This window comes from Leisingera sp. ANG49, assembly GCF_059694505.1.
The window spans coordinates 216,820-230,458 of record NZ_JCATZN010000005.1; the positions used below are offsets into that span (position 1 = coordinate 216,820).

Genomic DNA, 13,639 nt, shown 5'->3' on the forward strand with positions numbered 1-13,639 from the left:
TCCCTCGTTCTCTTATGCGTTTTCTTGTGTGGGGGTGGAGTGACCCATTTCGCGGATGCCGTCAACGATCTTGGCCAGCGCCATGCTGAGCGAGCCCTTGGCCAGCACGATGTCGCTGCCGTGGATTTCGCCCGCCAGACCGGGCACCGCCTCGGCGCTGGTCTGGTACCAGCCGCCGCGTTTCCCCTCCGGCAGGGCGTCGTGCAGCGCCTGCATCAGCGGGCCGATGCAGTGGATCCGGTCGATACCCTGCACCGCGTCCAGATCCGCCAGCCCGGCGTGCAGCTGCACCTCCTGCGGCCCCAGTTCTTTCATGTCGCCGACATAGGCGATCCGGCGCCCCTGCCCCGGTGTCGCCGCCAGCACCGCCAGCGCCGCCGCCATCGAGGTCGGGTTGGCGTTGTAGCTGTCGTCCAGCAGGGTGATGTCACCGCTTTGCAGCCGAACCGTCTCGCGCACGCCGCGGCCCTTGACCGGCGACCACAGGGCGAGGCTTTCGACGGCTTTTGCCGGATCAGCCCCCAGCGCTTCGACACAGGCCAGCGCACCCAGCGCATTCATCGCGAAATGAGCGCCAAGCGATTGAATATGCAGCTCCACCGCGCGGCCATTGGCGGTGGCGCGGGCAACGGTCTCCTCGCCCTCGATCCCGGCGGAGTGCAGGGTATAGTCCGCAGCGCTCTCGCCGAACCAGCGGGCGCTTGCGCCCAGATCCGCGGCCACATCGCGCAGCACATGCGCTTCTGCGATATCGGCGTTCAGCACCGCCACGCCGCCGGGCTCCAGCCCTTCCATGATCGCGGCCTTCTCAGCCGCGATACCCTCGACGTTTTCAAACGCCTCCAGGTGCACCGCCGCGACGGTGGTCACCATCGCCACATGCGGGCGGGCCTGTTTTGCCAGCGGCGCGATTTCCCCGGGGTGGTTCATACCGATCTCGATCACTGCGTATTCGGTGTCGCGCGGCATCCGCGCCAGCGTCAGAGGCACGCCCCAGTGGTTGTTGTAGCTGGCGACCGCCGCATGGGTGCGGCCCTGGTCGGACAGCATCCGCGCCAGCATTTCCTTGGTCGATGTCTTGCCGACCGAGCCGGTGACCGCAACGACCCTAGCCTGCGTCCGCGCCCGCGACGCCCGGCCCAGGGCCTCCAGCCCCGCCTGCACGTCCTCGACAATCAAGAGCGGCGCATCCGCAGAAACCCCCTCAGGAATGCGGGAGATCAGCGCCGCGCCTGCGCCCTTCTCCAGCGCCTGGGCCACGAAGTCATGGCCGTCGCGGGCGGCCTTCAAGGCCACGAACATGTCGCCGGGCCCAATGGTGCGGGTGTCGATCGACAGGCCGGTCACCGACCAGTCCCCCTGCGCCTTGCCGCCGGTGGCGGCGGCGGCCTCAGATGCGGTCCAAAGGCTCATGCGATCCTCCCGTCGAGCGCGGCCACGGCAATGCTGGCCTGCTCCACATCGTCAAACGGCAGCACCGTGTCGCCCACGGTCTGACCTGTCTCATGGCCCTTGCCGCAGACAATCAGCGCATCACCCGCCTGCAGCATGTCAGCACCGCGCAGGATCGCCTCGGCGCGGTCGCCGATCTCGATACAATCCGGCGCGCCGCCCTTCACTGCGGCACGGATGATGGCCGGATCCTCGCTGCGGGGGTTGTCGTCGGTGACGATCACCACATCGGCGTTCTGATGCGCCGCCTGCCCCATCAGCGGCCGCTTGGTGGTGTCGCGGTCGCCGCCGGCGCCGACGATGGCAATCAGCCGGCCCAGCACATGCGGGCGCAGCGCCTTGATGGCGCTGGCCACCGCATCGGGCGTGTGGGCGTAGTCGACAAACACGGCCGAGCCGTTCTCGCGCTCCGCCGCCAGCTGCATCCGGCCGCGCACGGTGGTCAGATGCGGCAGGGTTTCGAACACCCGCTCCGGGTCCTCGCCGCCGGCAATAACCAGCCCGCAGGCCAAGAGCACGTTTTCCGCCTGGAAACCGCCGATGAGGTTCAGCCGCACCTGATAGGGTTTGTCATGCCAGGAGAACCGCACGTCCTGCCCGGTGCCGTCATAGCGCATGCCCATCAGGTTCAGATCGCCCAGGCCGCGGCCGACGCTGATCACCTCCTGCCCGCGGGCAGCGGCCACCGCGCGCATCTCGGCGCCGCGGGGGTCGTTCATATTGATGACCGAGACGCCCTCCTCCGGCAGCACCCGGCGGAACAGGCCTGCCTTGGCAGCGAAATAGGCGTCGAATGTCTCGTGATAGTCCAGATGGTCCTGGGTGAAGTTGGTGAAGCCGGCAGCGGCCAGCTGCACGCCGTCCAGACGCCGCTGGTCGAGCCCGTGCGAGGAGGCCTCCATCGCCGCATGGGTGACGCCTGCCGCGGCGGCCTCTGCCAGCGCGCGGTGCAGGGTGATCGGCTCCGGCGTGGTATGGGCCAGCGGATAGCTCCAGGCGCCCTCGATGCCGGTGGTGCCCATGTTGACGGCCTGATGGCCCAGCTCAGACCAGATCTGGCGCACAAAGGTGGCAACGGATGTTTTGCCATTGGTGCCGGTCACCGCCACCACGGTCTGCGGCTGGCCGCCGAACCACAGGGCGGCGGCATAGGCCAGCGTCTGGCGCGGGTCCTCGACCACCACCAGGGCGGCGTGGCTTTCGCCCAGTACCGTGGCGGCAATCTCTGCCCCGGCGGCGTCTGTCAGGATGGCAGTCGCGCCTTTCTCCAGCGCGCCCGGGATGAACTTGGCGCCATGCACCTGGCTGCCCGGCAGGGCGGCAAACAGGAACCCTTCGCGCACTTCGCGGCTGTCCACCGCCAGTCCGGAAATCTGCGGGTCGGCGCCGCCGCGGGCAGTGAGCCCCAATTGGCTCAGAGGCTGGTCTGGTCTGCTGCTGCTCATGGCGGCCCTCACCTGTGTCAGTTCGAGGTGAGGGTTATACCAGTCACCTCTGCGGGTTCAACTTGCGGACGCAGGCCCAGCAGCGGCGCGACACGGCCGATCATTTCGGCGGCCACAGGGGTGGCGGTCCAGCCTGCGGTGCGGCGCTCCTCGCCGTGGGCGATGATGGAGGGTTCGTCCAGCGTCACGATCAGCACGTATTTCGGGTCATGTGCCGGGAAAATCGAGGCAAAAGTGGCAATCACCTTGTCATCGTAATAGCCGCCGCGAGGCTTGGGCTTGTCGGCGGTGCCGGTCTTGCCGCCCACCTGATAGCCCTCCACCTCGGCAAAAGAGGCGGTGCCTTCGCTGACCACCTTGCGCAACATCTTGCGCGCGGCGGCGGCGGAGACCTCGCTCATCACCCGCTCGCCGAGCCGCGGGGAGTTCTGCTTCAGAATCGTCGGCGCCACGTAACGGCCGCCATTGGCCACCGCGGCATAGCCCGCCGCCAGATGCATCGGTGTGGTGGAAATGCCGTGGCCGTAGGAAATGGTCATCGCCGACAGCTCCGACCAGTTGGCGGGCAGAAGGGGTTTGCCGCCGGCAGCCTCAGAAATTTCGAACGGGGTCGGCTCCAGCATGCCCATCGTTTCGAGAAAGCTTTTCTGCCGCTCCACCCCGATCTGCTGCGCCAGCCGCGCGGTGCCGATGTTGGAGGATTTGACGATGATCTTGGTCACCGACATCTCGTTGCCGTAGTTGCGGAAATCGCGGATCGCAAAGCGGCCCCAGCGCAGCGGGCCGCGGGTGTCGATCACGGTGTCGGCGTTGACCAGGCCGAGGTCCATCGCCTGGGCGGCGGTGAAGATCTTGAAGGTGGAGCCGAGCTCATACACGCCCTGCACCGCGCGGTTGAACAGCGGGCTGTCGGAGGGGTCAAAGCCGGAAGTGGGCGGGCGCGGCCGGTCGTTGGGGTCGAAGTCCGGGAAGGAGACCACCGAGATCACCTCGCCGGTGTGGACGTCCATCAGGATCGAGGTTGCGCCTTTGGCGTTCATCAGCTTCATGCCGCCATAGAGCACCTGCTCCGCCGCTGCCTGCACGGTGAGGTCCAGCGACAGCTGCAGCGGCTTGCCCGCGTTGGCGGGATCGCGCAGGTAGTCGTCGAACTGGCGTTCGACACCGGCAACGCCGATCACCTCTGCCGCGTTCACACCTTCCTTGCCGAAACCGGCGCCGCCCAGCACATGGGCGGCCAGGCTGCCGTTCGGGTAAAGCCGCATTTCGCGGGGGCCGAACAAAAGGCCGGGATCGCCGATGTCATGCACCGCCTGAAGTTGCTCCGGGCTTATTTTCTTCTTTACCCACAGGAACTTGCGCTTGCCGGTGAAGTCCTTGATCAGGCGCTCGCGGTCGAGGTCGGGGAAGATCTCCACCAGCTTTTCCGCGGCACCAATGGGGTCGATCATCTGCGGCGGCTGGGCATAGAGCGAATGGGTCTCGAAATTGGTGGCCAGCAGGCTGCCGTTGCGGTCGACGATGTCGGCGCGCTGCGCGGCGATGGCGGCACCGGGAACGCTGGCCACGGGTTCCGCCGGTTCAGACACCGCGGTCATGCCCATGCGGGCGATGATCGCCCCGAAGGCGCAGACGAAAAACAGGCCCAGCACCAGAAGCCGCCCCTCGGCGCGCTGGCGGGCCTGCACCTGCATCTCCTGATGGCGCAGGCTGATGTTTTCCTCTTCGATCACATCCGGGTTTTCGCCGCTTGCGCGGGCGTGCAGGATGCGGGCCAGCGGGCGGAGCGGCGTGCGGATCATGGCTGGCTCCCGTCTGAGTTTTGGCCGGCGTTGAGGCCGGAGACCTCGATCTCGTTGGTGATCTCCAGCTCCGGCGGCGCCGGGTAGGAGACCTCATCCACGCGGCCGAACTGATCCGGGCGCAGCGGCAAGAGGCCGAGGCTGTCAAAGTTGATGTCAGCCAGATCGCGCAGGCGCTGCGGGCGGTTGAGGTAGGCCCATTCGGCGCGCAGCACGCTGAGGCGCACCTGGGCGGCGCCGATTTCGCGCTGCAGCGCGCGGGTGTCTTTCAGCACCTGCTGGGTGGCGTAGTTTTCGCGGTAGGCCCAGAAGGCGAGGCCGAAGACGGCCAGGCAGGTAGCGGCATACAGCAAAGTCTTCATTTACGCGCCTTTTTCAGCTGCGGCATTCCAAGTTCCTTGGCCGAGATCGGCCCGGGTTCGGCCTCCGTCCGGCGCCCGACCCGCAGGCGGGCGGAGCGGGAGCGCGGGTTTTCGGCCAGTTCCTGATCGTCCGGGCCGACGGCCTTGCGAGTGACCAGTTCGAACTGCGAGGGTGTCTCAGCCTGCTCCGGCGCGTAGCGGTTGGCGCGGCCGGTCTTGCCCGCGCGGTGCTGGAAGAAACGCTTGACCATGCGGTCCTCGACCGAGTGGAAGGTCACGACGGCCAGCAGGCCGCCGGGCTTCAGCGCCCGTTCGGCGGCCAGCAGGCCCTCGAACAGCTCGTCATATTCGGCGTTCACCGCGATGCGCAGACCCTGGAAGCTGCGGGTCGCCGGGTGCGACTGGCCGGGCTTGGGGCGCGGCAGGCAGCTCTCGATGATGCCCGCAAGGCGCAGGGTTGTGGTGATCGGCTCGATCGCGCGTTCCCGGACAATCGCCTTGGCAATGCGGCGGCTGGCGCGTTCCTCGCCGTAGTGGAACAGGATGTCAGCGATCTGCGCCTCGGTGAGTTCGGCAATCAGGTCGGCGGCAGAGGGGCCGGACTGGGACATCCGCATATCCAGCGGGCCGTCCTTCATGAAGGAGAAGCCGCGTTCGGCCAGGTCCAGCTGCATCGAGGAGACGCCAAGGTCCAGCACCACGCCGTCGAGGTCCTGGGCATATTCATCCATGCGGGAAAAGACGCCGGGCTGCAGGATCAGGCGGTCACCGTAGTCCCCTGCCCACGTTTTTGCCAGTTCGAAGGCCAGCGGGTCGCGGTCAACGCCGATCACCTGCTCCGCGCCGGCCTCCAAGAGGCCGCGGGTATAGCCGCCGGCGCCAAAGGTGCCGTCAAGCCAGCGGCCCGAGACCGGGGCCACGGCCGCAAGCAGCGGGCGGAGGAGAACCGGGATGTGGGGACCATTGGCAGCTGTTTGGTCCTGGGTCATGTCTTAAGCGCCCCCGGCGCCGTCTAGGAATTCCATCGGATCGAAGCCTTCGGGCAGGTCTTCCATCCATTCTTCGGCCTGGGCCAGTTCTTCCTGCTCGTAGGTTTCCGGCTTCCAGATCTGGAAGGTGTCGCCCGCAGCGATGAAGAAGGCCTCTGCCTCAAGATCGATCTTCTGGCGCAGCTTGGCGGGCAGCACCAGGCGGCCGGTTTCGTCCACGTTGGTCGGGAACGACTGGCCGTGGAACATGCGCTGCAGCATCTTGCGCTGCATCGAGCCGCGCGGGAGCTGGTCGATCTTGGCGTCGACCTCCTCGATCGCCTCTATAGTATAGCATTCCAGGAAGTTGCGGCGCTGGTCGCCGTAGACGATCACCAGTTCGGGGTTCTGGCCGGGCTGCCAGTTGGGGTCGGCGGCCTCCAGCACACGGCGAAAGGAGGCAGGAATTGACACCCGCCCCTTTGTATCCACCTTGTGGTGGCTTTCACCTCTGAACCTGCGGCCCAATTTCCCGTCCTTTTCGCGCGTCCCTCGCGTTAATCCGTCCCCCAGAATGAAAAGGGGCGGGTTGATCTGCTGCCACTGATCAACCCGCCGCCTTGGCCCGCTTTGCGGGATGTCCGACTGCACGCGCCACCTGGGGGGATGTCTGCTCGCCCGCGCGCCGGATCTCTTGTTCGATGAAAGCGAAGGCCTGTATGAAACCTGCTTGTTTTGTTTTTGGCTCTGGGGTCGTTTGGCGCCCCGCCCCTCGTCTCATCTGATGAACTAGGGATACTATGGGAATTGATGGCCCCGCAACTGTTTTTTGCGGGAAACCGCCGAAGCCTTGACAGGGAATCCGCAGATTCGAGCCAGATTCGCGGTCAATTCAGGGTGAGATTCGGAACTTGTTGTGAGCAATCCCTGCGCAAACACCAGATATAGAGGTGAGTTGCAGCCGCAAATTTTTTCCCATAGTTTCCCGCGATTCCGCCTGCCCGATGCCAGGATTCTAAAAAGTTCCCCTTACGTTCGCACACACCAGCCCGCGGAAGCGCCGGAAATGCCCCGCAACAGCGTTTCAACACCGGGTGATTCGCGTCTGCAAGAGGGATTGGGCGGAAAACGGACCATGATTTCCCATGCCGCCCATGAAATCCCGCCGATCCCGTGATTTCCCGGCTGTCCCATGGTTTCCCGGCCGCCCCATAAGATCCCACGCGGTGCGGCAGGTGCCATGCAGTCCCATTTGCAGCGGCAATCCCATCCGCGCCCGAATTGCAGCGCGGCTGGCCGTGCTGACTCAAAAGGCCCGCCGGAATGGCAGGCCTTTCAGTGCTCTCTCTATATATAGGGGCGGATGAGCACCTCAGGCCATGCCGCCGCCGATCAGACCTTCGGCGATGCGGGCGTAGGCTCGGGCCATCGGACCCTCCCCCGCCGCGATGGGCGTGCCGCCGTCGCCGGCCAGGCGGGTTTCCAGATCAATCGGCAGCGCGCCCAAAAGCGGCAGCCCCAGCGTCTCGGCCTCTGCCGCGACGCCGCCGTGGCCGAAGATGTGATGCTCGCCGCCGCAGTCCGGGCAGGTGAAGAAGGACATGTTCTCAATCAATCCCAGCACCGGGGTCTTCAGCGTCTTGAACATGTCCATTGCTTTGCGGGCGTCCAGCAGCGCCACATCCTGCGGGGTGGAGACGACGATAGCACCGGACAGCTCCGCCTTGGTGCAGAGTGTCAGTTGCACGTCGCCGGTGCCGGGCGGCAGGTCGACGATCAGCACGTCCAGCTCGCCCCAGTTCACCTGGCCCAGCATCTGCTGCAGCGCCCCCATCAGCATCGGGCCGCGCCAGACCACCGCCTTGCCCTCCTCCAGCATGAAGCCGATCGACATCAGAGTGACGCCATGGGCGTGCAGCGGCTCGATGATCTTGCCGTCAGGGCTGGCAGGCCGCCCCTTGGCACCCATCATGCGGGGCTGGGAGGGGCCGTAGATATCGGCATCCAGCAGGCCCACCTTGCGGCCCTGTTTGGCCAGCGCCACCGCGAGATTGGAGGCGACGGTGGATTTGCCCACCCCGCCCTTGCCGGAGGCAATCGCCAGGATGCGCTTGACGCCTGCGGGTTTCAGCGGCTCGGCCTGCGGCTTCGGGTGGCCGCCGACCTTGAGGCTGGGGGCGGGCTGCTGCGGCGCATGGGCGGTCAGCGCGGCGGAGACGGTTTCCACCCCTTCCAGCGACAGCACCGCTGCCTCCGCCGCTTTGCGCAAAGGCTCCATCAGTTTGGCAATCTCGGGGCTCGGCGCCTCGATCACGAAGCTCACCTTGCTGCCTTCGATGCGCAAGGCCCGCAGCATGTCGCGCGACACAAGGGTGCCGCCGTCCGGCAGCGCCAGCCGCTCCAGCACCGCGCGAATCTGTTCCTGTGTGACACCCATAGCTGCTCTCCTGCGTCAAATCCGGCCCATATATATGTGTGCCCCGGCGCGCAGGGAACCCGGCCTGCACGTTTGCCGCAGCCACTTGGAGAGGGATGTGTCAATCCGCAAACCCACACGCCATGCATTGAGCGCAGCGGCGTGCCCGGAAATTATACAGCCGCATAACGAACCGCTGAAAATCTTGTCCAATTACAAAGGCCTACCTGGCGTCACCCATGCACATGCCGCATAGCAGCATTGACGAGGCACGGGATTGTGCATCTGCGGCATATCCTTAAATTGTCATTCAAGAAACGCCACAGCGGCACACGACGAGACGATAGACGAAGGAACAGAACGATGGCAGCAGCACAACAGATCTCCGCGGTGAGCATTGCATCCCCGGTTGGCTTCCTGGATGCCATGCTGGTCAAGTTCACCCGCTACCGCCTGTACCGCCGGACCGTCAACGAGCTGTCTGCCCTGACCAACCGCGACCTGGCAGACCTGGGCCTGAACCGGTCCGAAATCAAGCGCGTCGCCTATCAGGCGGCCTACGAGAACAACTGATAGAGATCAGGTCCTTTCTCCTCCTCCCTTGAAGGACCTGTCTTTGGCGGTGGCATCCTCCTCCTCCCTGATGCCGCCGCACCCTATACCGGCCGAAAGCCGGGTTTGGATCACCGGGATCTCCTCCTCCCTGATGCCCGGTGTATGACAGAACGGCGGTGCCCCTCCTCCTCCCTGGGCGCCGCCGTTTCTTGTTTGCGCGTTCGAAATGTGCCGCGCCTTCACAACTCCGTTATTGACATCCAGCTGTCTATTATTGGCCCTCAGTTGTCTAGTTGTCACATCTCGCCGCGCTCTGTTACACGTGCCGAACGAGCAGGAGGCTTTGCAGGCAGGAGGCATTGCAGGATAGCGCCATGAAATTCATCCACATCACAGATATCCACCTGATGGCGCCAGGGGTGCCGCTGAACGGCGGCGACCCGGCGGCGAATCTGACGCGGGTGCTGGACGATATTGCGCGGTGGCACCGGGATGCCGAATTCTGCGTGATCTCCGGCGATCTGGCGGATGAGGGCGGTGCGGATGCCTATGGCTGGCTGCAGGAGCAGCTGGCGGCGTTCCCGCTGCCGGCCTTCCTGATGCTGGGCAATCATGACGTGCGGGAGACATTCCTGAGCGTGTTTGCGGATCACCCGCGGGATTCGCAGGGGTTCGTGCAGCACGGCCATGCGGCTGGCGGCGCGAAATTCCTGTTCCTCGACACCCTCACCGGCGGGCCGGGCGTGCATGACGGGGAGCTGTGCGCGGACCGGCTGGCCTGGCTCGAGGCCGAACTGGAGGCGGCGGATGAGGCGCCGGTGTTCCTGTTCCTGCACCATCCGCCGTTTGACATCGGCCTGCCCGATGTCGACGACATCAAGCTGCGCGACCCGGAGGCGTTTCACCGCGCCTTGCAGAAAGGCCGGAACATCCGCCACATCTTCTACGGCCATGTGCACCGGATGACTTATGTGAACTGGCGCGGTTACAGCTTCACCTCATTGCCCGGCACCAACCACCAGATCCCGCTGGTGCCGGAACGCGCCGGCACGGAATACAGCGTTGAGCCGGTGGCATACGCGGTGGTGCAGGTTTCGGAGGACCAGTTGACGGTGCATTTCGATGCCTATCTGGACCGGCCCGGCCAGGGGGCTGCCTCCTAAGTGGAACCGCTGTGGATCCTGCTGGTGCTGCTGTCGGCGGTCACTCACCCGCTGCGGGACCTGGCGCTGAAGGGCGTGGCGCATCCGGTATCCTGCTACACCGGGGTGTGCCTGTCCTGGGTGGTGTTTGCCGCTGTGCATATGGCGCTGGCGGGGCATAGCCCTGCCCTGCCCCAAGGGATCTGGCCGCTGGTGCTGGCCTCGGCGCTGGGGCTGACGGTTTACTATTACGGCACGCTGTCGGCGCTGCGGCGGGGAAACCTGTCGGCCTATTACCCGATCGTGCGCTCCTCGCCCTTGGCGATTGCCGCCTTCAGCTGGCTGGTGCTGGACCGCAGCTATACCGGCGCGGCGCTTTTGGGGATGGGGCTGATCATCTGGGCCGGGCTGATGATCCAGAAGGGCAAGGGGCGGCTGCTGGACGATCCGCGCGCCTTTGCCATGGCTGTCATGGCGATGCTGGGGTCGGCGGCCTATTCGATCTCCGATGCGGCGGCGATGCAGGGGGCGGCCAGCGCGCCGTTCCTGTTCTGGACCTATATCCTGGTGACCCTGGCAATGGGAGCCCTGCGCGCCTGGGAGGACCGGGGGCAATCGGCGCCCCTGCTGGGCGTGGTGCGGGGCTGGGCGCAGAGCCCCTGGCGCATCCTGCTTGCGGGGCTCACGTCCTACCTGTCCTACCTGCTGATCCTGCGGGTGTTCCAGCTGGGCGCCGAGGCGGCAGCGGTGAGCGCGGTGCGGCAGGTGTCGATCCCGGTCTCGGTGATCCTGGCGGCGCTGGTGCTGAGGGAGCCGCGCGGCCTCAGCCGCCTGGGATGGGCGGTGCTGATTGCCGCAGGCATTGCGATGATTGCGCTGCGGTAGGGCTGCCGCCCTCCCCGCTTCATACGAATTTCAGAAGAAGGGGCGGCCAGGCGGGCGGGCAGCAAGCTGCCCGCCGCGCGCGCCTGCATCGGATCGCAGAGCGATCGATCCGCCGGCCTTGCCGGTGTAAAAACGTTATTCAGAACGGAACGTCGTCGGTGGCAGTCACGAACTTGGCCACCACTTTCTTGGGACCTGCCTTCTCAAAGTCCACTTCGAGCTTGTCGCCCTCGATGCCGGTGATGGCGCCATAGCCGAACTTCTGGTGGAACACCCGTTCGCCCAGGGTGAAGCTGGAGGTGGCGGTGAGATCGATCACCGTGTTCTTGCTCTCTTTCGGCTGCGACATGCCGTACTGGCCGGCACGCGCCTGCATCCGTTTCCAGCCGGGGGAGTTGTAGCCGTCGGCCTGCGCCACCCGCTCGTCAATGGTGGAGCGCACTTGCCCTGCCCCCGGTGCCGCCGCGCCGTAGCCGCCGCCGTAGAGGCCCGGCGGGGTCAGCACCTCGACATGCTCCTCGGGCAGCTCGTCAATGAAGCGCGAGGGCAGCTGCGACTGCCACTGACCGAAGACACGGCGGTTGCCGGCAAAGGAAATGGTGCAGATCTGCTCCGCTCTTGTGATGCCGACATAGGCCAGGCGGCGTTCCTCCTCGAGGCCCTTGAGGCCGCTTTCGTCCATCGAGCGCTGCGAGGGGAACAGCCCGTCCTCCCACCCCGGCAGGAAAACGGCGGGGAACTCCAGGCCCTTGGCAGCGTGCAGGGTCATGATCGAGACCTTCTCGTCCGCGTCCTGCTTGTCATTGTCCATGACCAGACTGACGTGCTCCAGGAACCCCTGCAGGTTCTCGAAGCTCTCCAGCGCTTTCACCAGTTCCTTGAGGTTTTCCAGCCGGCCGGGCGAATCCGGGTTTTTGTCGTTCTGCCACATGGCCGTATAGCCCGACTCGTCCAGGATGATCTCGGCCAGCTCCATATGGGTGATGTCCGCGTCGCCGGCCATGCGGCCCCAGCGGGCGATGCCCTCGACCAGCTGGCGCAGGGCGCCGCCGCCCTTGCCCTTGATCTGGCCGCTTTCGACCGCCAGACGGGCACCCTCGACCAGAGAGACACCGTGTTCGCGGGCGATGCTTTGAATGGTCTGCTGCGCCTTGTCGCCAAGGCCCCGCTTGGGGGTGTTGACGATGCGCTCGAACGCCAGGTCGTCGTCAGGCGAGACCACGACGCGGAAATAGGCCATCGCGTCGCGGATCTCCATCCGCTCATAAAAGCGCGGGCCGCCGATCACCCGGTACGGCAGGCCGATGGTCAGGAAGCGATCCTCGAACGCGCGCATCTGGTGGGAGGCACGGACCAGGATGGCCATGCTGTTGAGGCCGACAGGCGACTGGCCGCGGGTGCCGCGCTGCATCGCCTCGATTTCCTCGCCGATCCAGCGGGCCTCTTCCTCGCCGTCCCAGTGGCCGATCAGCCGGACCTTCTCGCCCTCGCCGGCATCGGTCCACAGCTCCTTGCCCAAACGGCCGGCATTGCCGCGGATCACACCTGCAGCGGCGGCGAGGATATGGCCGGTGGAGCGGTAGTTCTGCTCCAGCCGGACCACCATGGCGCCGGGAAAATCCTTCTCGAACCGCAGGATGTTGCCGACCTCGGCGCCGCGCCAGCCATAGATCGACTGGTCGTCGTCGCCGACGCAGCAGACGTTCTTGTGCGCACCGGCCAGCAGCCGCAGCCAGAGGTACTGGGCAACGTTGGTATCCTGGTATTCGTCCACCATGATGTAGCGGAACCAGCGCTGGTACTGCTCCAGCACGTCCGGGTGGCTCTGGAAGATCGTGACCATGTGCAGGAGCAGGTCGCCGAAATCGACCGCGTTCAGCTCGCGCAGACGGGTCTGGTACTGAGCGTAGAACTCGGTACCGCGGTTGTTGTAGGCGCTGGCGTCGCCTGCGGGCACCTTTTCGGGTGTCAGGGCGCGGTTTTTCCAGTCGTCGATGATGTTCGCCAGCATCCGCGCGGGCCAGCGCTTGTCATCGATACCCGCGGCCTGGATCAGCTGTTTCAGCAAGCGGATCTGGTCATCCGTATCAAGGATGGTGAAATTCGACTTCAGCCCCGCCAGTTCAGCGTGGCGGCGCAAGAGCTTGACGCAGATCGAGTGGAAGGTGCCGAGCCAGGGCATCCCCTCGACCGCCTGGCCGAGCATACCCGCCACCCGTTCCTTCATCTCGCGCGCGGCCTTGTTGGTGAAGGTGACCGACAGGATCTCGTTCGGGCGCGCCCTGCCGGTGCTGAGGAGGTGCACGATGCGGGTGGTCAGCGCCTTGGTCTTGCCGGTGCCGGCGCCGGCCAGCATCAGGACCGGACCGTCGAGGCATTCCACCGCCTCGCGCTGGGCGGGGTTCAGCGTATCCAGATAGGGCATCGGCCGCGCTGCCATGGCGCGGGACGACAGCGATGCGCCCTCAAAGGCGTCCATTTCGTCAAAACTGCTCATGGCCGCGATCCTAGCCTGATTCAGGTCCGGCGGAAAGAGGACGTTCACAGTCTGTTCACTTGTCCGGGCGTAGTATCCGCGCCCGGCGTCAAGACCCGCTTTTGCTTGTATTTTG

11 protein-coding genes are annotated in these 13,639 nt (G+C 65.6%); 3 read left to right on the plus strand and 8 right to left on the minus strand.

Translation table 11 applies throughout. The features are described 5' to 3' along the window. Positions 1 to 12: 12 nt before the first annotated feature. The 7 genes from AC58NV_RS17885 to AC58NV_RS17915 all read right to left on the minus strand — a co-directional run bounded on the left by AC58NV_RS17885 (position 13) and on the right by AC58NV_RS17915 (position 8,466). Entirely contained in the window at positions 13 to 1,413 is a 1,401-nt protein-coding gene (locus tag AC58NV_RS17885; protein ID WP_497228323.1) for a UDP-N-acetylmuramoyl-tripeptide--D-alanyl-D-alanine ligase, read from the minus strand. After that, the gene (locus AC58NV_RS17890; protein WP_497228324.1) at positions 1,410 to 2,897 is read right to left on the minus strand and encodes a UDP-N-acetylmuramoyl-L-alanyl-D-glutamate--2,6-diaminopimelate ligase; all 1,488 of its coding nucleotides are present in this window, start codon (positions 2,895 to 2,897) and stop codon (positions 1,410 to 1,412) included. The genes AC58NV_RS17885 and AC58NV_RS17890 overlap by 4 nt, the downstream gene beginning before the upstream one ends. Positions 2,898 to 2,914: 17 nt before the next feature. Then, positions 2,915 to 4,699 carry a peptidoglycan D,D-transpeptidase FtsI family protein gene (locus AC58NV_RS17895; protein ID WP_497228325.1) on the minus strand — a complete coding sequence of 595 codons (1,785 nt, stop codon included), beginning with the start codon at positions 4,697 to 4,699 and terminating at the stop codon, positions 2,915 to 2,917. Next, entirely contained in the window at positions 4,696 to 5,061 is a 366-nt protein-coding gene (gene ftsL / locus AC58NV_RS17900; protein ID WP_497228326.1) for a cell division protein FtsL, read from the minus strand. The genes AC58NV_RS17895 and ftsL overlap by 4 nt, the downstream gene beginning before the upstream one ends. Continuing rightward, positions 5,058 to 6,050, minus strand: a complete 993-nt coding sequence (gene rsmH / locus AC58NV_RS17905) for a 16S rRNA (cytosine(1402)-N(4))-methyltransferase RsmH (RefSeq protein ID WP_497228327.1) — start codon at positions 6,048 to 6,050, stop codon at positions 5,058 to 5,060. The genes ftsL and rsmH overlap by 4 nt, the downstream gene beginning before the upstream one ends. 3 nt (positions 6,051 to 6,053) lie before the next feature. Beyond that, a complete protein-coding gene (mraZ, locus tag AC58NV_RS17910) occupies positions 6,054 to 6,557 on the minus strand; it encodes a division/cell wall cluster transcriptional repressor MraZ (protein ID WP_497228328.1) in 504 nt (167 codons plus the stop codon). Between the two features lie 844 nt (positions 6,558 to 7,401). Further along, a complete protein-coding gene (locus AC58NV_RS17915) occupies positions 7,402 to 8,466 on the minus strand; it encodes an Mrp/NBP35 family ATP-binding protein (protein ID WP_366661506.1) in 1,065 nt (354 codons plus the stop codon). A gap of 342 nt (positions 8,467 to 8,808) precedes the next feature. On the opposite strand from AC58NV_RS17915, the gene AC58NV_RS17920 reads away from it, so the two are divergent. The 3 genes from AC58NV_RS17920 to AC58NV_RS17930 all read left to right on the plus strand — a co-directional run bounded on the left by AC58NV_RS17920 (position 8,809) and on the right by AC58NV_RS17930 (position 11,027). Continuing rightward, positions 8,809 to 9,018 carry a DUF1127 domain-containing protein gene (locus tag AC58NV_RS17920; protein WP_497228329.1) on the plus strand — a complete coding sequence of 70 codons (210 nt, stop codon included), beginning with the start codon at positions 8,809 to 8,811 and terminating at the stop codon, positions 9,016 to 9,018. Positions 9,019 to 9,374: 356 nt separating this feature from the next. Next, a complete protein-coding gene (locus tag AC58NV_RS17925) occupies positions 9,375 to 10,163 on the plus strand; it encodes a phosphodiesterase (protein WP_497228330.1) in 789 nt (262 codons plus the stop codon). Further along, a complete protein-coding gene (locus tag AC58NV_RS17930) occupies positions 10,164 to 11,027 on the plus strand; it encodes an EamA family transporter (protein WP_497228331.1) in 864 nt (287 codons plus the stop codon). A 139-nt stretch (positions 11,028 to 11,166) separates the two neighbouring features. Here the strand turns inward: AC58NV_RS17930 and AC58NV_RS17935 are convergent, their stop codons facing one another. Beyond that, positions 11,167 to 13,524: an ATP-dependent helicase gene (locus tag AC58NV_RS17935; RefSeq protein WP_497228332.1), complete on the minus strand. Its 2,358-nt coding sequence runs from the start codon at positions 13,522 to 13,524 to the stop codon at positions 11,167 to 11,169. Positions 13,525 to 13,639 lie beyond the last annotated feature (115 nt).